The 19,710-nt window shown below is 43.3% G+C and carries 21 protein-coding genes; 8 read left to right on the top strand and 13 right to left on the bottom strand.

What is annotated here, in order from left to right; translation table 11 throughout:
* Positions 1-20 precede the first annotated feature (20 nt).
* Genes JWG45_RS16365 through gshAB form a run of 6 tightly spaced genes read left to right on the top strand, consistent with a single transcriptional unit; the run spans position 21 to position 8,137 of the window.
* On the top strand, positions 21-1,235 hold the full coding sequence (locus JWG45_RS16365) for a GNAT family N-acetyltransferase (RefSeq protein ID WP_205280699.1): 1,215 nt from the start codon (positions 21-23) through the stop codon (positions 1,233-1,235).
* A complete protein-coding gene (gene clpS, locus JWG45_RS16360) occupies positions 1,232-1,567 on the top strand; it encodes an ATP-dependent Clp protease adapter ClpS (protein WP_069607204.1) in 336 nt (111 codons plus the stop codon). The genes JWG45_RS16365 and clpS overlap by 4 nt, the downstream gene beginning before the upstream one ends.
* A complete protein-coding gene (gene clpA / locus JWG45_RS16355; RefSeq protein ID WP_205280698.1) occupies positions 1,564-3,801 on the top strand; it encodes an ATP-dependent Clp protease ATP-binding subunit ClpA in 2,238 nt (745 codons plus the stop codon). The genes clpS and clpA overlap by 4 nt, the downstream gene beginning before the upstream one ends.
* A gap of 24 nt (positions 3,802-3,825) precedes the next feature.
* Positions 3,826-5,559 carry a gamma-glutamyltransferase gene (ggt, locus tag JWG45_RS16350; protein WP_205280697.1) on the top strand — a complete coding sequence of 578 codons (1,734 nt, stop codon included), beginning with the start codon at positions 3,826-3,828 and terminating at the stop codon, positions 5,557-5,559.
* Positions 5,556-7,118 (top strand): glutamate--cysteine ligase, encoded by a 1,563-nt coding sequence (gshA, locus tag JWG45_RS16345; RefSeq protein ID WP_205280696.1) that lies wholly within the window; start codon positions 5,556-5,558, stop codon positions 7,116-7,118. Before ggt ends, gshA begins: the two co-directional genes overlap by 4 nt.
* Positions 7,106-8,137, top strand: coding sequence for a bifunctional glutamate--cysteine ligase GshA/glutathione synthetase GshB (gene gshAB, locus JWG45_RS16340; protein ID WP_205280695.1), 1,032 nt, complete (start codon positions 7,106-7,108; stop codon positions 8,135-8,137). Before gshA ends, gshAB begins: the two co-directional genes overlap by 13 nt.
* On the opposite strand, the gene JWG45_RS16335 is transcribed toward gshAB, so the two are convergent.
* The 9 genes from JWG45_RS16335 to JWG45_RS16295 all read right to left on the bottom strand — a co-directional run bounded on the left by JWG45_RS16335 (position 8,134) and on the right by JWG45_RS16295 (position 13,701).
* Positions 8,134-8,376, bottom strand: coding sequence for a glutathione S-transferase N-terminal domain-containing protein (locus JWG45_RS16335; protein WP_205280782.1), 243 nt, complete (start codon positions 8,374-8,376; stop codon positions 8,134-8,136). The genes gshAB and JWG45_RS16335 overlap by 4 nt on opposite strands.
* A complete protein-coding gene (gene grxD / locus JWG45_RS16330; RefSeq protein WP_205280694.1) occupies positions 8,376-8,696 on the bottom strand; it encodes a Grx4 family monothiol glutaredoxin in 321 nt (106 codons plus the stop codon). The genes JWG45_RS16335 and grxD overlap by 1 nt, the downstream gene beginning before the upstream one ends.
* Complete coding sequence (locus JWG45_RS16325) at positions 8,693-8,920, bottom strand: BolA/IbaG family iron-sulfur metabolism protein (RefSeq protein ID WP_205280693.1); 228 nt, start codon at positions 8,918-8,920, stop codon at positions 8,693-8,695. The genes grxD and JWG45_RS16325 overlap by 4 nt, the downstream gene beginning before the upstream one ends.
* A 91-nt stretch (positions 8,921-9,011) precedes the next feature.
* Positions 9,012-9,281 (bottom strand): BolA family protein, encoded by a 270-nt coding sequence (locus tag JWG45_RS16320; protein WP_205280692.1) that lies wholly within the window; start codon positions 9,279-9,281, stop codon positions 9,012-9,014.
* A 16-nt stretch (positions 9,282-9,297) separates the two neighbouring features.
* Positions 9,298-10,071 (bottom strand): ABC transporter permease, encoded by a 774-nt coding sequence (locus JWG45_RS16315; protein ID WP_205280691.1) that lies wholly within the window; start codon positions 10,069-10,071, stop codon positions 9,298-9,300.
* On the bottom strand, positions 10,068-10,985 hold the full coding sequence (locus tag JWG45_RS16310) for an ABC transporter ATP-binding protein (RefSeq protein ID WP_205280690.1): 918 nt from the start codon (positions 10,983-10,985) through the stop codon (positions 10,068-10,070). The genes JWG45_RS16315 and JWG45_RS16310 overlap by 4 nt, the downstream gene beginning before the upstream one ends.
* 21 nt (positions 10,986-11,006) lie before the next feature.
* Entirely contained in the window at positions 11,007-12,386 is a 1,380-nt protein-coding gene (locus tag JWG45_RS16305; RefSeq protein WP_205280689.1) for a dihydrolipoyl dehydrogenase, read from the bottom strand.
* Positions 12,387-12,571: 185 nt separating this feature from the next.
* Entirely contained in the window at positions 12,572-13,225 is a 654-nt protein-coding gene (locus JWG45_RS16300) for a hydroxyacylglutathione hydrolase C-terminal domain-containing protein (RefSeq protein WP_332476709.1), read from the bottom strand.
* Between the two features lie 161 nt (positions 13,226-13,386).
* Positions 13,387-13,701: an STAS domain-containing protein gene (locus JWG45_RS16295; RefSeq protein ID WP_069607215.1), complete on the bottom strand. Its 315-nt coding sequence runs from the start codon at positions 13,699-13,701 to the stop codon at positions 13,387-13,389.
* A 197-nt stretch (positions 13,702-13,898) separates the two neighbouring features.
* Here JWG45_RS16295 and JWG45_RS16290 point away from each other — a divergent pair, with 197 nt between their 5' ends.
* Both JWG45_RS16290 and glpK read left to right on the top strand, forming a co-directional pair.
* Positions 13,899-14,855 (top strand): MBL fold metallo-hydrolase, encoded by a 957-nt coding sequence (locus JWG45_RS16290; protein WP_205280688.1) that lies wholly within the window; start codon positions 13,899-13,901, stop codon positions 14,853-14,855.
* 63 nt (positions 14,856-14,918) lie between these two features.
* Positions 14,919-16,409 carry a glycerol kinase GlpK gene (gene glpK, locus JWG45_RS16285; RefSeq protein WP_205280687.1) on the top strand — a complete coding sequence of 497 codons (1,491 nt, stop codon included), beginning with the start codon at positions 14,919-14,921 and terminating at the stop codon, positions 16,407-16,409.
* Here the strand turns inward: glpK and JWG45_RS16280 are convergent.
* The 4 genes from JWG45_RS16280 to JWG45_RS16265 all read right to left on the bottom strand — a co-directional run bounded on the left by JWG45_RS16280 (position 16,403) and on the right by JWG45_RS16265 (position 19,651).
* Entirely contained in the window at positions 16,403-17,698 is a 1,296-nt protein-coding gene (locus tag JWG45_RS16280; protein WP_205280686.1) for a hypothetical protein, read from the bottom strand. The genes glpK and JWG45_RS16280 overlap by 7 nt on opposite strands.
* Before the next feature lie 70 nt (positions 17,699-17,768).
* Positions 17,769-18,062 carry a hypothetical protein gene (locus tag JWG45_RS16275; RefSeq protein ID WP_205280685.1) on the bottom strand — a complete coding sequence of 98 codons (294 nt, stop codon included), beginning with the start codon at positions 18,060-18,062 and terminating at the stop codon, positions 17,769-17,771.
* The gene (locus JWG45_RS16270; RefSeq protein ID WP_205280684.1) at positions 18,063-19,043 is read right to left on the bottom strand and encodes a PP2C family protein-serine/threonine phosphatase; all 981 of its coding nucleotides are present in this window, start codon (positions 19,041-19,043) and stop codon (positions 18,063-18,065) included.
* Positions 19,040-19,651, bottom strand: coding sequence for a hypothetical protein (locus tag JWG45_RS16265; RefSeq protein ID WP_205280780.1), 612 nt, complete (start codon positions 19,649-19,651; stop codon positions 19,040-19,042). Before JWG45_RS16265 ends, JWG45_RS16270 begins: the two co-directional genes overlap by 4 nt.
* Between the last annotated feature and the right edge of the window lie 59 nt (positions 19,652-19,710).

Below are 19,710 nucleotides of genomic sequence, written 5' to 3'. Positions count from 1 at the left end.
AAACAAGTCCAAGAAATAGCATGTCTTCGCAATCGCCCAATGGTATCAGAATAGAATTTTTAGATTCTATCTCCTCGATTTCCAGGGAAGAATGGAATACAATCTCCGATCCAAAAAACCCATTCTTAGAATACGACTTTTTACATTCTCTCGAAATCTCCCGTTGTATCGGCTCGAACACTTCTTGGATTCCGAAGTATTGCGTTCTAAGAAAAGACGGACGTTTCTCAGCAGTAATTCCTCTCTTTCTCAAGTTTGATTCCTATGGAGAATACATCTTTGATTTTCAGTGGGCCCAATTCTTCGCTCAAGCGGGATTGAGCTATTATCCGAAAGGTCTCGTGGCGATTCCGTTTACTCCGGCAAATGGAAAAAGAATTCTTTATAAGAATGAGTTAAGCCTGGAAGAAGTTTGTTCTTATATGATTCCGGAACTCCTTCGTTTTTCCGAAGAAAAGGGTCTTTCCGGGGTTCATTTTCTATTCTTAGAAAAAGAAGAATCGGAAGTTCTGGAGAATTACGGATTTGCCACCCGGCTTTCGCACCAATTTCACTGGATGAACCGGGACTACTCAAGTTTTGACGATTACTTGGGAGCGATGAAATCCAAGAAAAGAATGCAGATCAAACGGGAACGCGAGATCGTTCGTAGCTACGGCCTCGAAATCAGAATCCTGGAAGGAAATGAGATTCGAAAATCGGATATGAATTCGATCTGGCAATTCTATCAAGACACACATTCCAGAAAATGGGGCTCTGCTTATCTCAATCGTAAGTTTTTTGATTCGGCCTTTGATACGTTTCGAGAAAGGATCGTTTTGGTTCTCGCCTCACGGGACGGAAAAGCGATCGCGGGAACCTTCAATCTCCGCAAAGGAGATTTTTTATACGGAAGATATTGGGGTTGTATCGAATACCATTCTCATCTTCATTTTGAATGTTGTTTTTATCAATTGATCGACTACGCGATTCGTGAGAAAATCAAAGTCTTTGAGGCCGGCGCCCAGGGAGAACACAAATTCCTCCGAGGATTTCCTGCGATGCCGACTTATAGTTCGCATAGGATTTTTCATCCGGGCGCGAGAAATGCGATTGAACGTTTCCTAAAAGAAGAAAGACTGCACATGCAGGAAATGATTCAAGAAACCAACGAGCACTCTCCGCTTAAGGAATTTTCGAGCGAAACATTCTTCCGAGACAATGCGATCGCAGATAAGGGGAGTCGAGATCCATGAGCGAGATCTTTCGATTTGATACGGAAGAACAGACTTTGACCAAGGAGAAGGTCAAACTCAAACGTCCTTCCAAATACAGGGTTATCATACTCAACGACGATTTTACTCCTATGGAATTCGTTGTTTGGATTTTACAAGTAGTCTTTCACAGAACCAGAGCGGAAAGCGAACAGATTATGCTAAAGGCTCATATCACCGGGAAAGCGTTATGCGGCGTTTATTCGCACGATGTGGCGCGAACCAAGGTCATACAAGTTCAACAATTGGCGGATCAACACGGATACCCACTTCATTGTACGATGGAAGTGGAGGAAGGAGAAGAAGAATCATGATTCTTACGGAAGAAATGGAACGGACCTTAAGAAAGGCTTGGGAAGAAGCCAAAAAAAGAAGAAACGAATTTATCACGCTCGAACATATTCTTCTCGCGCTAACATCCGACACGGTCGCTAAGGAAGTTTTGGAAGCCTGCGGGGCGGATATCGAAAAACTAAAAAAAGATCTGAGTCATTATCTGGATAGCGAACTCGAATCCTTTCCGGAAACCTCGGGCGAAGTGGATCCGATTTATACGATCGGGGTACAACACGTTCTGCAACTCGCGGAGTTTCACGTTCAATCCACTCGCAATAAAAAAATGGATGGGGGAGACGTTCTCGCGGCGTTATTCAGAGAAGATCAATCGAACGCGGTGTATTTTCTCGGCTCACAGGATATTTCCAGATTGGACGTCGTTCGTTATATCTCTCACGGAATTCGCAAGGACAATCAGAACCGGGAAAAAGAAACTATAGGAGAAGAAGGAGAAAAAGTTTCCGATCCTCTCAAAGCCTTTTGTGTGGATCTTACGGCGAAGGCCCGAGAAGGAAAGTTGGATCCTATGATCGGACGCGCGGACGAACTGGATCGGACAATCCACATTCTTTGTAGAAGAAGAAAGAACAATCCTATCTTTGTGGGTGAAGCGGGGGTTGGTAAAACCTCCATCGTCGAAGGACTTGCGCAAATGGTCGTGGACGGAAAAGTTCCGGAGCCGTTGAAGAATCTAAAAGTTTATTCTTTGGATATGGGGCTTTTACTCGCGGGCACTAAGTTTCGAGGAGAATTTGAAGAGAGACTCAAGAATGTAGTAACTCAGATCACGGCACAAGACGATCACGTTCTTTTTATAGATGAGATCCATACGATCATCGGTGCCGGCGCCGTTTCCGGCGGATCTTTGGATGCATCCAATCTCCTAAAACCCGCTCTCTCCAGCGGAGAGCTTCGTTGTATCGGAACCACGACTTACAAAGAATATAAATCTATATTCGAAAAAGATCATGCACTTTCCAGAAGATTTCAAAAGGTAGAAGTGGGAGAACCGTCCATATCCGAGACCGTTGAGATTCTAAAAGGACTTTTAGGAAAGTATGAATCCTTTCATAAGGTGAAGTATTCCGCTTCGGCTGTGGAACAGGCTGCTGAGTTGTCGGCGCGTTATATTCTGGATCGAAAACTTCCGGACAAGGCGATCGATCTTTTGGACGAAGCGGGCGCTCGCGTTCGGCTTCGTGAGAGTGGGAAAAAAACCGTGACGGTAAGAGAAATCGAAGAACTCGTTTCCAAGATCGCAAAGGTTCCTTCCGTTACGGTTAAAGCCGACGATCGTGAAAAACTCAAGAACTTGGACGAAGAATTAAAAGCTAAAATCTACGGACAAAATTCCGCGATCGATCAACTCGTACAGTCGATTCGACTTTCCAGAAGCGGACTTTCCGAACCGGGAAAACCCGTGGGAAGTTTTCTCTTTGCAGGACCGACCGGGGTCGGAAAGACCGAGCTCACCCGTAAATTAGCGGAGATCCTCGGAGTAGAACTCATTCGTTTTGATATGAGCGAATACATGGAAAAACATACCGTTTCGCGATTGATCGGTTCACCGCCGGGTTACGTAGGTTTTGAACAAGGCGGACAACTTACGGACGCCGTACATAGAAATCCTCACTGTGTTCTTCTGCTCGACGAGATCGAAAAGGCTCATGAAGACATTTATAATATTCTTCTCCAGATTATGGATCACGCAACTCTTACGGACAACAACGGAAGAAAATCCGATTTTCGTCAGGTGATCCTCGTGATGACCACAAACACGGGTGCTAGGGAGCGTTCTACAAATCCAGTGGGATTTGGAAATGATCTTTTGGAAGACAGAAGTCTCAAGGCGATCGAAAAGCAATTTTCTCCGGAGTTTAGAAACCGTCTCACAGCGGTGATCGAGTTTACTTCTTTAAGTCAGGAAAATGTAACCAAAGTAGTTGCAAAACAGCTTGCTCTTTTACAAGACCGTCTGAATTCTAAACAAATTGAATTAGAGTTTCAGGATGATGTACTCAACTACATTGCGGAAAAAGCCTATACACCCGAGTTCGGAGCGAGACCCGTCCAGAGATGGATCGACACTCATATATCGAAAAGAATCTCGGAAGAGATCCTATTTGGAGAATTAAAATCGGGCGGAAGGGCAAAACTGATCGCCGGTAAAGAAGGAATCGAAATGGAATTTTCCCACGGCAAAAAATCCTAAACTAAAAAATTGATCCGGGATCCGATGAAACAAAAATACGCACGTATCGTACTGATACTTTTCCTTTTTTCGTGTAAGGAAGTTCCTCTTTCGATCGAAGGAAAGAAAGTTTCCACTGACTTACTCGTAACCCCTTCTAATCAAAGAAAACATACCGATTATTTTAGCGAGAGTAAGAATCTGATGATCGCATCCGATTCCCCCGAAGCCACTGCAGCCGGGATCGAAGTGGGAAAGTTAGGCGGAAACGTCGTGGATGTTGTCGTCGCAACTTCCTTTGCGATCTCCGTGACGAGACCCCATTCGACCGGTTTGGGCGGGGGAGGTTTTCTGGTTCTCTATCTAAAAGAATTTTCGGAACCGATTGCTTTCGATTTTAGAGAAAGGGCGCCGAGTGCTGCTTCCCGCAATATGTACAAAAGAAAACCGAAAGAGGATTCCCTTTTCGGATTTCGGGCGGTCGGTGTTCCGGGTAACGTAGCCGGTCTGATTCAGATTCAAAAACGTTTTGGAAAACTTCCGCTCAAGTCTATCATCGCTCCCGCGATTCGTTTAGCGGAGAATGGTTTTCCGGTATACGCTGACCTTTTTTCTGCGATTCAAAAATCATCCAAGGACATGGACGAGGAAATGAAAGGAATCTTTCTTCCAAAAGGCAAGGTTCCCGAAGTCGGGTCCTTGCTCGTTCAGAAAGATCTCGCCAATACTCTAAAACTTATCTCCGAAACCGGAGAAAGAGAGTTCTATCACGGTAAAATCGCAGAGTCGATCGTGAACTCGATGAAAAAAAACGGCGGTCTGATTTCTTCCCAAGATTTGAAAGGTTTTCGAGTGATTGAAAAGAAAGCCCTGAAGTCGTCTTACAGAGATTATACGATCTATACGATGCCGCCACCGTCCTCCGGCATTCATCTTCTTACGATGTTGTCCATGGTCGAAACTAAACCCCTGAAGGAATTGTATGACAAGGACGCGGCCGGTTATTATCATTTTATCACGGAAGCGATGCGTAGAGGGTATGCGGACCGAGCGATTCTCGGTGGGGATCCGCAGTTCACAAAAATTCCGATCGATCTACTTTTATCAAAAAAATACGCGGTAGAAAAGTTTGCGGATTTTGATCCGAAGCGAGCTTCGAGCAGTTCTTCTTTTTTGAAAGAGTTGAACTTTGGAGTTGAATCTCCGCAGACCACTCATATTTCCGTGATGGACAAAGAAGGAAACGTCGCTTCGACGACACAATCCATCAACTTTCGTTTTGGAGCGTCGGTCGTAGTTCCCGGTTACGGAATCGTCTTAAACGATACGATGGATGATTTCAGTCGAGCACCGGGTGAGCCGAATGTTTACGGACTGATCGGCGCGGAGGCGAATTCCATTCTTCCTAAAAAAACTCCACTGAGTAGTATGTCTCCAACCCTTGTGTTCAAAGGTAAGGAACCATTTTTGGCCACCGGAGCTCCGGGTGGTTCCTATATTGTGAATGCGGTTTTACAATCTTTGATCTATAATCTGGATCTTAAGCTGACCTTATACGAATCGGTGGCGAGAGGGAGAGTGCACCATCAATTCTTTCCGGATGCGGTCTTTATCGAAAAGCCGGTGAATGAAAGAAACGTTTTCGATGGGCTTTCCGCTAGAAAGCATGATATACGGATCGCCCCGAACTTTGCAAAATTATTTTCGGTAAAAAGAGAGAATGGGATGCTCTATGGAGCTTCCGATCCACGTGGAGAAGGGGCCACAGGCGGACTTTGAAAACAAAAGAATTTACTCAATCAAAGTTAGATGAGGTTTCACTGGAAATCCTTTTACGCCACGCCGTAAAAGCAAAACACGGATTGGAAAAAGAAAGTATGCGAGTCAATCCGGATGGAACCCTCGCAAGAACTCCACATCCGGAACATCTCGGTTCCAGTCTTACCAATCATTATATCAAAACCGATTTCGCAGAACCACAACTCGAGTATGCGACTCATCCACGTCCTCGAATCGAAGCCAATATTCGAGAATTACAAGATCTGCATATATATACGATCCGAAAATTAAACAACGAGTTGATCTGGCCTTTTAGTATGCCCCCGATTCTTCCCGAGGACGAAAACGAAATCCCGCTCGGACAGTATGGAAGTTCAGCGAGTGGAAAATGGAAGACGATCTATCGCCACGGACTGGGACTTCGATACGGAAGAAGAATGCAGACGATCTCCGGAGTTCATTATAACTTTTCTTTTTCTAATATCTTTCTAAGGCAATTTCTAGGTAAGGACGTTTCCAATTTTTCAAAAGAGGAAATTTCCTCCCTCTATCTGCACGTGATCCGAAATTTTATGAGAAGAGTGCATTATCTGACCTATCTCACAGGATCTTCTTCCGTTTTTGATTCGACCTTTCTTCCGAATCCTGGAAATCTCAAGTTCGAAAGACATAAGAATTTTACGATGTATTCTCCCTATGCGACTTCGCTTCGGATGAGCGAGATCGGTTACACGAGCAAAGTTCAGGATACATTAGGAATTCATTATAATTCCTTGGCTGAATATGTCGATCGGATGTGTTACGCGGTTCACACGCCGTATGAGAAATATGAATCTTTCCCGAAAACTCCGGATGCTCAGCTCAATCCGAATTATCTTCAGATCGAAAATGAGTTCTATTCTCCCGTACGTCCCAAACAAGTTCCAAAAGGTGATGAAAGACCGCTAGATGCGCTTTTAAGAAGGGGAATCGAATACATAGAAATTCGTTCCTTGGATATCGATCCGTATTCTCCTTTGGGGGTTTGTAGACACAATCTCGCGTTCACCCAGTTGATTCTTCTGGATTCTCTTTTGACTCCGTCACCTTCCATCGACGCGGAAGAGAACGAAATACAAAAAGAAAATCTGAGTAAGGTGATTTGGGAAGGAAGAAAACCCGATCTCAAAATCAGGGTCGGAAATTCCGAAAAGAACTTTCAACAGACGGGTGCAGAATATTCGGAATCCTTGAGACACTACGCGAAAATTTTGGATCTCCATACCGGAAGAAAGACCTATCAAGAAGCGATCGACTTTCAAATTAGAAAATGGAAGAATCCGGATAAAACTCCTTCCGGAAAATTGTTATGCGAAATCCTAAAACGTGGAATCGAATTTAGAGATAAAGGAATGGAACTCGCGAGGGAAAATAGAAGAGCCCTTTCTTATATGGAATATTCTCCGGGAACCCTCATGAAGATTGAAAAGGAATCTCAACGTTCCTTTCAAGAGAAGGAACAGTTGGAAAAAGAAGAATCTCAAACCCACTATCCCACAGTGAAACTATGCAATCACTGAAATTGAAGTCGGGAGGATTTATCTCACCTGATATTTTCACTCTCAAAGATTTCGAAGATCTGGAGATTTCCACACAGATCATCATTCGCGACGCTCTCAACCGGGGTCTCGAAGTGGAAATTTTGGATCGAAAAAATCATTTCCTTCGGTTAAAAAATTCTTCCGGACACGTTCAGTATATAAAAGAGGCCTCTAAGACAAGACTCGATTCTTACATGACCTTTCTTGTGATGGAGAATAAAACGATTTCAAAAATCGTAATGGATGAAGCGGGTCTTCGAGTGCCTGCTGGAGAGAGTTTCGGCGAGCCCGAGCCCGCGCTTTCTTTTTGGGAAATTCATCATGAAAAGAAGATGGTCGTAAAACCGGTTACTACAAATTTCGGGATTGGAATCACCATTCTTCCTCCTAAAGCCTCGGTAGAGGACGCGAAAAAAGCGATCAAAATCGCCTTCAATCATTCAGAATCCGTTATCATCGAAGAATTTGCGGAAGGAAACGAGTATCGTTTTTTAGTGATCGGCGATGAAACCGTTGCCGTTTGCAATCGAATTCCGGCTAACGTGACGGGCGATGGTAAACATACGATCGAAGAACTCGTCGCTTTTAAAAACGAAGATCCGAGACGCGGAGTTGGACATGTAACTCCTCTCGAAAAAATTCAACTCGGAGATACGGAACTCGATGTTCTCGAACAATCCTATCTTACAAAGGAGTCGATTCCGGCTGAGGGGCAGAAGGTCTTCCTTCGAAAAAATTCCAATATCAGTACGGGTGGGGATTCGATCGATGTCACCGATCTGGCTCATTCTTATTATAAGAAACTGGCCGTGAAAGCCGCCAAGTCGGTGGATGCGAAAATTTGCGGAGTGGATATCATCCTGAAGGATTTGGAAAAAGAGGGAGATTATAGAATTCTGGAATTGAACTTCAACCCGGTTTTATACATTCATAATTATCCTTACGAAGGAAAAAACAGGGATGTCGGAAATAAGATTTTGACTTTGTTGGGTTTTTAAGAAGCGAGTTTTTGCCTTACGTAGGTTACGATATCTCTAGATTCATACATCTGAGTGTCTCCGTCTACGAGAAAGGGAACTTGATTTTTTCCGCCGAGACGAACCACCTCTTCGCGACCGGGGGTTCCCCGGCGCGCTTCCACAAGTTCAAAGTCTTTCCCCGCGATTAGCCCCATCTTCGAAAATTCTTCCCGAACATAGGCGCTATAAGGGCAACCAAGATACTGATAGAGTTTCATCATGCAGGGATGGTTCCTACTTTTTTCTGAAGATCTCCGGACTTTGACATCTCAACGACGATGTCGTGACCGCCTACAAATTCTCCATTGATATAAAGTTGAGGAATGGTAGGCCAGTTTGCATAGTCTTTGATTCCTTGACGGATTCCCTCGTCGGACAAAACGTTAAAGGAACCGTATTGAATCCCTAAACTTCTCAGAACGTTTGCCACGCCCGCCGAAAAACCGCACATAGGCGCTTCGGGAGTCCCTTTCATAAAAAGGAAAACCTTATCGGATCCGATCAATTCTTCTATTTTCTGTTTTACCGCGTCGTTCATTCTTGTGTCCTCGTTTCCAGTGCAAGCGCGTGCACTTCTTGTTTTAGTTCTTCTTTTAGAGTTTCGTAGACCATTCTATGTTGTTCTAAAATGGATTTACCTTCAAATCCTTTGTAAATCACAACTGCTTTGATATGTACTCCGTCCCGATAAGGGTCGAGTATCGTTACCTTAGAATCCGGAAGACCGGATTCTATTTTATTTTTAATTTCATCGATTGTCATCGTTCTTTTTTTAGACCGGACCTCTTTATCTGTTCGATTTCCGCGTTCTTAGATTTAGCATTTTCGATCCCGTTTTTGTTACAATCCGAATTTACTCGGATTCTCCGGTTTCGAGCACGATCGCATGGAGCCCGGAGTCGATCCAGGGTTTTAGAATGGAATAGACGATTCTATGTTGCTCCACCTTTGATTTGCCTAAAAAGCCGGAGGTTTTCAAAACGATCCTGATATGGGTTCCCTCTTTTTTATTTCCGGGGTTTCCCGCATGACCTGAGTGCTCCTCGCTGAAATCGAAAACCTCCAGTTTGGACGGACTCAGTTCGTTTGTGAGACGAATACGAATTTCTTCCTCGATACTCATTCTGTTTTTAACGGAATCAATTTCGAATTCCGGTCCCTCTGCGAAGTAGGATTACGGAAAGAATGTAGAGTGCCAAGGTTGCCATCGCGATCATCAAAAGCGCAAATCCCGGATGGATATCACTGACTCCGAGAAATCCAAATCGAAACGCGTTTACCATATAAAGAATCGGGTTGAGTTTCGAGACGTTTTGCCAAAAAGGAGGAAGCATCTGGATCGAATAAAAAACCCCTCCTAGATAGGTCAGAGGCGTAAGGATAAACGTAGGAATGATCGTAACGTCGTCGAACTTTTTCGCGAAGAGTGCGTTTAAAAATCCTCCCAATGAAAATAGAAGAGAACTCAGAATCACCGTAGTGATCAACATTGGAAAATTATAAACTTCTAATTCCGTAAAAAAAAGTGAAATCGCGATCACGAGAATTCCCACAAGAATTCCTCGGATGACCCCTCCGACGGTATAACCGAGAACGATCAATGACGCGGGAGTCGGAGAGACAAGGAGTTCCTCGATGTTTCTCTGAAACTTGGCTCCAAAAAAGGAAGAGACTACGTTGTTATATGAATTGATGATCACGGACATCATCACGAGACCCGGAACTATAAACTGAATATACGTGTGATCTCCGATGTTTCCGATCTGGGAGCCGACTAACTTTCCAAAGATGATAAAGTAAAGTGTGATCGTGATTCCCGGAGGAATGAGTGTTTGCACCCAAATTCTTAAGATACGAACGGTTTCTTTGATGACGATCGTTTTAAATGCGTTGTATTTTTCTATTAAGTTCATAGTTTTTTCTCCACCAGTTTGAGGAAGAGTTCTTCCAGACGGTTGGATTTGTTTCTCATGCTGCTGATCTTGATTCCGTTTTGGTCCAGAAGTTTGAAAAGATCGTTTAGAGAAGCGTCTGCAAAAATAGAAACTTCCAGAGTGGAATTGTCTATTTGTTTGATTTCGATTCCTGGTGCGCTTCGATGCGAATTCAGATGTCCCGTAAAATCCAGGATGAACGTTTCTTGATCCAGTTTTTGAAGCAGGTCTTTCATCGAAGTGTTTTCGACGATCTGACCTTGATCGATGATCGCGATATTTCTACAAAGACTTTCTGCTTCTTCCAAATAGTGAGTCGTCAAGATGACCGTGATTCCGGAAGTGTTGAGCTTTTGTAGGTATTCCCAAAGAGATCGCCTGAGTTCGATATCCACGCCTGCGGTCGGTTCGTCCAAGATAAGAATTTTAGGATTGTGAATGAGAGCCCTTGCGATCATCAGTCTTCGTTTCATTCCTCCGGAAAGTCGACCTGCGGTTTCTTTTCTTTTTTCATACAACCCGAGTTGTTGTAGATAACCTTCGGCGCGTTCTGCGGCCAGCTTACGATCCATTCCATAGTAACCGCCCTGATTGACGACGATTTGATCGACTCTTTCGAAGATATTGAAGTTGAACTCCTGAGGAACTACCCCGATGTAGGATTTTGCTTTTGCTATATCGACATCGATATCCGCGTCAAAGATCCGAACTCTTCCGGAGGTTTTGTTCACTAAGGAACTGAGAATTCCGATCGTTGTGGATTTTCCGGCCCCGTTTGGACCGAGAAGTGCGAAAAAATCTCCGCTCTCTACGTTTAGACTGATTCCTTTGAGAGCCGTCACGTCGCCGGAATAGGTTTTTATTAAGTTCTCAATTTGCAGAGCAAATTTCATATTTTCTTCGAATCCCATTTTTTATGTTGTTTGTAATATTTCATTCGCCTTTCTGGCCGCGTTACGCGCAATTTCGGGTAACGCAGGATGAATGTAAATCATTTTGAGAAGATCGTCCACGGTTCCGTTCATCGTCATCAGTAGAATGAATAGATGAATCACGTTCGAGGCTTCTTCGCCGATCGCGTGTGCTCCCAAAACTTTTCTGGTTTTTTTCTCCACGAGAATTTTGATAAATCCGGAATCGGAAAGTCTCGCCATTCCGGTCGCGCTGGAACTATAGGGATTTTTGGCGGCAATATAATCGATTTCTAATGCTTTTAGTTCTTCTTCCGTTCTTCCTACTTTTGCAACCTGAGGATGTGTAAAGACAGCGTGGGGAACCGGAGGATATTCAATCGGAGATTTTTTCTTTTCCTGATACAAGGTTCGAAACAAAAATTCTCCTTCAAAGTTGACCGAATGTCTGTAAAAGTATTTTCCGATGATATCTCCGAGCGCGTAAACACCGGGTACCGTCGTTTCCAGATATTCGTTTACTTGAATATAGCCGTTTTTATCGGTTTTAATGTTTGTATTGGAAAGTCCGAGTAGATCCGAATTCGGTTGAATTCCGGTTGCGACGAGGAGCGCCTCTGATTCCAGACGGGTTTGTTTTCCGTCCACTGTGATATCCAGATAAAAACGTTGCTCCTTATATTCTACTTTTTGAATGCTGGAATTGAGTAACACTTTCTGTTCTTTTGTAAAAATTCTCTCGAATTCGTCCACGACGTCCGAGTCTTCGCTTTTAAGCATTCTGTTTCGAACCAAAAAGGTGACGTCGGAACCGAACGAAGAATAGGCAAAACCCAATTCTAAAGCGATAAAACCTCCTCCGATCACGATCAGGGATTTGGGAAGTTCGGTTCTTCGCAAGGCTTCCCGACTGGTCATATAAGGGGTTCCTTCCAAGCCCGGTATGTTTGGAATCGAAGGTCTTGCTCCCGCAGCGATAAAAATTCTTTCCGCGGTCAATTCTTCTCCGTTAACACGGATTATACGATCGGAGAGAAAATTCGCCGTTCCTTGAATGTAGTCTATGTTCGGATTCTTATCGTAGGCTGGACGGATGGAAGCGGATTCTTCATCGACCGTCTTAGAAATTCGTTCTACAAGAGTTTTAAAATCAACGGTCGGCTTTTCGGGAAACGTGATTTGAAATTTTTCGGAATGTTTTGCAAGCGTGAGGATTTCCGCCGGATAGATCAGCATCTTGGAAGGAATACATCCCCGATTGAGACAGGTTCCTCCCGGTGATTCTTTTTCGATCACCGCAACTTTATATCCGAGTTTGGAAGGGGGAGTGACCAATTTTGTGCCGCCACCTGTGCCGATTACGATGATATCATATTGTTTCATAAGACTTACCCAACCAAAAAGAGCGAGACAACGGCGAAACCTTTGAGATCGAATTCTTTTTTTTAAATTCCCGCTTTCCCGGTTTTACACAAACTTCGAGAAAGAATTTTTTAATCAAAAAAGAACCATCCTGGTTACAGATTCTTTAGGCCGCGGTTTTCCGGCAAACGATTTCCCGATCTTTTTTACCAATGATCCCGGAGAGAACGTAGGGAAACAAAAAGGGATTTCGGATCGTCGTTTGCGAGTTTGAGGCCGGATTTTTTTTGAACATTCTTTTTTAAACTCTCGGAAGGATGATCGCACTGAAGAAAGGTGTTGATCTTCTTCTCTTTCCCCAGATTGGTCGTTAAAAATTCGACGTCCTTTTGCAAACGACCGGATTCTTCCAGAGTAGCGATTGCTTCCTGATTGGAAGGGTCCAAGGAAAGTGTGAATTTCAGATTCGATTCCAAATAGTCGTGGCCCGGATAGAGAAGGATCTCGTTTTCCAAAGGATAAATTTGTTCGAGAATCGTTTGGGCTAGAATTTCCGGATTTCCCCCTCGGTAACAGTTACCCACTCCCGCGTTGAAAAGAGTATCACCGGTAAAGATGGCCTTCGCCTTTCCTTGTTCTACGAGTTTAAGACAGACGTGACAGAAGGTATGGCCCGGAGTATCCAGTATTTCCAGATATTGATCGGAGGAGGCGAGAATCTTGTCCCCCTTTTTGACCGGGTGTGTCGCGTGCGGAATTTTACCGATTCCTCCGGGATGAGAGTAGACGACCGGTTTGTATTTTCGAAAAAGAGACTCGTTTCCCGAAGTATGGTCTGCGTGTTCGTGTGTGTTGAGGATAAAGTCGAGATTCCATCCTTGATTTTCCAAGAAGGTTTCGATTTGTGTGGAATCGTACGGATCGATCGAGAGGGTTTGGGACGTTTCCGTGTTTCTGAGGATGTAAGTAAAGTTACGAAGAGGTGAGAGAGTGTAGATCCGAAAAACTTCCAGAATGAGACCTAACGGATGATATCCAAGTGTTTGTCGAGATTTGCGATCTTTAAGATCGTCATCACGTCGCGGCTTATATTTTTGAGTTTGAGGGAACCATTTCTTTCCGTTACATACTTCTGAGAATTGAAAATGGCTCCAATCCCGGAAGAATCCAAATACGCGTCACCCGCAAAATCCAAAACGATATCGGAAAAACCTTCTCCGTGTTTTTTGATGATCAACTCTTTGAGCGCAAATGCGTTTTTGAGGCTGATGCTCCCTTGAATACGGATCGTGCAAGTTGTTCCTTCTGTAAGGATTTCTGTGTTGAAGTTTTCCACGTTTGCTTTGCTCGGAACCTATTTGAATCCTAATCGATGAGTCCACTCGGTAAACAAAATTTTATTCTTAATGTTCGCTACCAAGAAGAAATTTTTCATAAATAAAAAAGAATTAGCTGGAAATCCTGAAGGAATTGATAATTTTAGACAACATTTTCCTGAAAAATCCTCTTCTTTTCGGGTTAGTTTTTTAAATTATGCGCATAAAATTTTGGGGTGTACGCGGTTCCATTTCCTCCTCTGTTCGAGGAGAATCCATACGGGGCAAAGTACAAAAAATTCTCAGCCTAGCGACTCCAGCAGATATTCAGAGCCCAGATGCAATCGATACGTTCCTAGATTCTCTTTCCCTTTCCAATTGGAGCACATACGGCGGCAACACGACTTGTATCGAGATCCGAGATAGAAAAGATAATCTCGTAATCATCGACGGAGGAACTGGTTTACGGGAACTCGGGAACTCCATTCTGCACGAAGGCTTTTTGGAAGGAAAGGGAAAGGCAAAGTGGATCTTTACTCACACACACTGGGATCATATCCAAGGAATTCCCTTTTTTGTTCCTCTTTATTCCCCCGGAAACGTGTTTGAGATTTTGAGTTCCGTCGACAATTTGGAAGAAAGACTGAAATACCAACACAGCTTTACTCATTTTCCGGTTCCGTATGATGGATTTCGGGCGACTAAGAATTTTAAATTCATTCCGGAAGGTAAGGCGTTCCCGGTAACCGAATCGATTTCCGCGATTTCAAAATCGGTTCGTCATCCCGGAGGAAGTTTTTCGTATCGTTTTGAGGAAGACGGAAAGTCTCTCATCTTTGCTTCCGATGCGGAGTTCAATCTCGATGAGATGGAAAACATCCAAGACTATCTCAATTATTTTCGAGGCGCCGATATTTTGGTTTTTGATACCCAATATACGTTCGAGGAATCCCTTCAAAAGATCGATTGGGGACACAGTTCCGCTTCTATGGCGACGGATATTGCGCTTCGAGCAAACGTAAAAAAGTTAGTCATGTTTCACCACGACCCTTCGTATGACGACGAAAAGTTGGACGCCGTTTACTTACGTGCTTTAAAATACAAAGAGATGTTCGATCCGGACAATCAATTGCAAATCATCATGGCGTATGAAGGTCTGGAACTCGAAGTCTAAAAAAAACTTCCGGATCTGAAATTGTATTCCATCTTTCATTTTTAATCTTTGGGAGAATCGTCAATGAGCGAATATATCATCGGAATCGACGCCGGAACCACCGGTATTCGAACCTTCTGTTTTAACAAATCGGGCAACGTTATTTCAAGCGCGTATTCGGAATTCGGGCAACACTACCCGAAAGCAGGATGGGTAGAGCACGACGCGGAAGAGATTTGGGTTAAAACGGAAAAACTCATTCTCAAAGCGATTCGAAACGGAAAACTCAAACCGTCCGACGCTGTCGCGATCGGAATCACAAACCAAAGAGAAACAACGGTTCTTTTTGATAAAGACACCGGCAAACCAGTTTACAACGCGATCGTATGGCAGTGCAGAAGGACTTCCGATATCTGTATGGATTTGAAAGAAAAAGGTCTCGAACCGTTGTTTCGAAAAAAAACAGGGCTTGTGATGGATGCTTACTTCAGCGGAACGAAAATCAAATGGATTTTGGATAACGTGAAAGGGGTCCGGGCAAAGGCCGAAAAAGGAAAGGTATTGTTTGGAACCATCGACACATATTTACTCTATCGATTGACAAACGGAAAATCGCATAAGACCGATCATACGAACGCGAGTCGGACTTTAATCTATAACATTGAAAAAAAAGAATGGGATCGGGAACTCACTCAAATTTTAGGGATCCCCGAAGCGGTTCTTCCGGAAGCTCATAATTCCAGTTCCTTGTTTGGAAGAACCGAAAAAGTAAAAGGACTTCCGGATGGAATTCCAATTTCTTCCCTTGTGGGAGATCAACAAGGGGCACTTTTTGGTCAACTCTGCACGGATCCCGGAGAGGCGAAGAATACCTATGGAACCGGATGTTTTCTTCTGTTTAACACAGGAAATAATTTTCAAATTTCTAAGAACAATCTTCTCACAACTCTGGGTTGTGGTCCCGAAGGAAAGACGGTCTATTGTTTGGAAGGATCTGTCTTTATTGGAGGGGCGGTCGTTCAATTTCTTCGCGACAATCTGAAGTTTTTTAAAGAATCGAAAGTTTCCGAAAAGTTAGCCTCTTCCGTAAAAAAGGAGGATGAGGTCGTATTTGTTCCCGCCTTTTCTGGGTTAGGCGCACCGTATTGGGATATGAACGCAAGGGGGGCGATTCTCGGACTCACGCGCGATACGACTGCGGAACAGATCACAAGAGCCGCTCTCAAATCGATCGCGCTGCAATCCTACGAACTTGTGGAAGCGATGGAGAATGATACCGGTTCTAAGTTGAAGGTTCTGAAAGTGGACGGAGGTGCCACTGGTAATTCCTGGTTGATGCAATATCAAGCCGACATTCTGGGAAAAAAGGTGATTCGTCCGGCGAACGTCGATACGACCGTGTTAGGCGCCGCATTTCTCGCGGGTCTCGAACGGGGATTTTTTCCTTCGGTCGCAGATCTCAAGAAAAAACTCAAATCCAACAAAGAATTCTCCCCTCAGATGAAAACCGCTCAAAGAGAAAAAGAGATTCAGATTTGGAAGGACGGGGTCAGAAGAATCCGGACCAATCAATAATCAAAACCTAATAAAAAAAATTCGAATGTCTTTCTTTCTGACGTGATCCCGGCTCCGGAGAGGAGTCTGAATTCCGGAAAGAAAGGAATTTCTAAAATTCTTCCGGGAGGAATTTTGAGAAAGAACCGTTCGTCCCTTTCTCGTTTTGAAATGAGGGTGTCCATCCGAACGATCTCGATCCATGCCTTTACCTGAAAGAGAATCTTATTATCCGTAACTGCGTAGAGCACAATCACCGGAGTTCCCGCGATTTGAAAGTTGAATCTTTCGGTCCGCTGAACGCTCTGAAATTGAGTTTCGATCAATTGACCGGAATTCACTTCGGAATCATCGATTCTCTCCCGATAGATCGAAAACATTCCAGTTTCGTAATATATTTTTCTTGAAAAGTTTCTAAAAATTTCCCTTTCAATCGTTTCTTCCAAAGACTCTCCCGGCTCCGGTTTTTTTACAGGAGACCCCAGAATACTTTTCAGTTTGTTTTTGGAGATATTTTTTTCGATCATCGTTTTGACGGGTGGAGAAAGTTTAGGATAAGAAAAACGGATGATTCTTTCATCCATGGGAATCAGGATACGATTCAAAAACGGACCGTGGATGAGGGGAAGGATTTCAATCTTAAAAATCTGATCCCGCAGAAAGACGGCAAACTCGGGTTCGTGGCTGAAAAGATTGGAAACGATTGTTTGTTCTTCCGCGGGAGTTCCCGCAAAAAGGATTTTTACGAGACGAAAGAGAAAATTTTTACCCTTCCTATCGAAATAGAGCGATTCAATTTTTTTTTCGACCTCGGCCTCGGATAGCTCGGGATTTACTATATCTTTTAAGGATAAATAACGTGTGGACATCATCCTGTTTCTTTGTTGTTTATATAGGCTAAATTTTCCGGAAGCCCTTGTCCCGATAAAGGTAGTTTCATCTTCCGCTCTGGAGATTTGAAACGGAATTTTCCCCGAAGGTGGATACGGGTTTTGTTCGATCCGAAAAAAACTTTCTTCGGTGATTTCGATCGCCCTTTCCGAAAAACGTTCTGATTTGGAATGGATTCTTCCATTCTCAAAACTCATATAAGCTTCGGAATCGATCGTTTTGCTCGGATAAAAAATTCGGTTCCATTCTATGGAATATAAAAATCTCGGGACGATTGCGGGGGATGCGAAGAGGAATGGAAGTTCTTCGATTTCCTTCGTTCGAAAATCATAAAAGGGTTCGATCTTGGAAGTGAATCGAACGATGGAGTCCGGATTTGCGAGAATAAAGAAGTAATTCTTTCCTTCGTGTAACGGCATTTTTTTTTAAAACGGGTTCCGATTTTTTTGACCCTTCAATCCGGAATTGAATCCTCCGAGGATTTTTTCCTTAGAGGGAGGGACTAATGGTTTCGGGGATAGGGGCGGAAAGACCGGGAGAAGGATAATTCCGTTTTGTCAATTTTGCAATTAAGGACTTTTTGAACTTTGTAAAGTTGTATTCCGTTCTCAAAAGAATGATTTCTTCTTCGAGACCGAACGGTATAAATTCTAAAAGTTCGTCTTCGCTCAGTCCAGTGACTAAAACGACGTCTTGGAGAATTCTTCCTAATTTGCGCGCGTCCCTGTCTTCCAGAGAAAGGTTGGCTAGTATTTTAGTTTCGAGGGGGGTCAATTCTAACATTTATTTTTTACGAATCATCAGGATCGTCATATCATCCTGAATTCTTCCTCCAGTGTGAATTAGAATTTCCTCAAAAAGATTGTCCGCGATTTTTTTTAGATCGTTTTTGGAAACTTCTTCCAAAAATCGGAATAGGCTTTCCCCGAAATACAGGTTTCCTTTATTTTTCTGTTCGTAAAGCCCGTCTGTAAAGCAAAATACGATATCGCCGGATTCCATCGAAAACCGATTTTTCCCAGGCGTGTTCTTTAAACTGGAATTCATCGTCGTGGAAATAAATTTTCCGTCAGTCTCCACGATCTCGTTTTTTTTGGTTTTATTTTTGTAATGTACAAAACTCGGATGCAAACCGGAATGTTGGACGTTTCCTTCCGTATCCGCCTTGATTAGTAAAAACGTAGCATATAAACTGGTGTTTATCGCAGGATAAGTTTCCGTTCTTTTGGAGAGACTTTCGTTGATACGTTCGATGACTTCGTCCGGATTGTCGTAAAGATGAACGAGCAAAGACATCTTTTGGAAGATCATCATACTGAAAATTCCGGCTAAATATCCGTGCCCGACCGAGTCTCCGATTCCGAGCCAGTAGTTCCCCTTAAAATCCGTTAGAAAATTGTAAAAATCTCCGCCTATCGGATTGTAAGTGAGGGTGCGGCCATAGATTTCGTAGTAATCGTCGTCGATGGAAAGTGGAAACAGATACGTCTGCATCCGATCGTCTCCTTTTCGGAAACGTTTCATCATCTTTCCGCGGACTTCCTCGGCGGGTAGGAACTTTTTAGTGAGAAATAATATAAAGGAAATGTAATTGATTAGGTAGAGAATAGCAATGGAAATCAGATAGAGAATGATTCTTTCCTTGGCGCTCAATTCGGAAGTTTCGAGAAAGACAACGATCAAAATCAAAAATAGAAAGTTTAGGCTTGGCAGAAACCAACCCACTCTTTGAAAATATTTTTTGATTGAGTCTGAAAGATTCATCTTTGGTGGAAATAGGCGTGAAACTGAAATTCTTTTTTTAAAAAATTATTTCGCGCTATTTGGAAATACTTATCCTCTAAATAAGGTCGACTGACCCCGTCCATAAGTCCGAAAGTTTTTTCACGATATCCGGACTCATACAACAATGGGACGAGAGTTTTTGTGGAAGAATCGTAGTGATATAACAATTTATGAATAAAAGGAGAATATACGATTTCAAAAGCTTCGCCGTTTCCCTGGAATTCAACTTCTCCCTTTTCCTGAGTTTCCAACAAAACCCAATTCCCGGAAACCGAATATTTGCCCTTCCCGATCACGATATAGGTCGTGTACTCGTTTTTGTCTTTTACTTCTCTTCGCATCGATTTTTCAAAAGTCCGATCGGCCTCGTTTAGGAAAATTCTTTCCTGTACGACATTTTTGTAGAAGAGGGTGTTTCTATGAGAACGTTCCGGTCGATTGCGAACATACATTCCTCCCGGAATTGTATTCTGAATTTTTTCGATTGGATCGTTTGCCGGAAGTTCCCGTATCCATCGGGGAGAACAATCGATAAGGATCGGGAAAAGACAGAGGATCGAAAGAATGAAAGCGAACCGTTTTTTTATTCCTCGATTCAAGATCGCCCCCTTTTCTTCCCTAGGAAGAAGTCCTTTTCGTTTTAGAA

Source organism: Leptospira ainlahdjerensis (genome assembly GCF_016919175.1).
In the GTDB taxonomy this organism is placed as follows: Bacteria; Spirochaetota; Leptospiria; order Leptospirales; family Leptospiraceae; genus Leptospira; species Leptospira ainlahdjerensis.
This window is presented reverse-complemented; position numbering and strand designations above follow the sequence as displayed.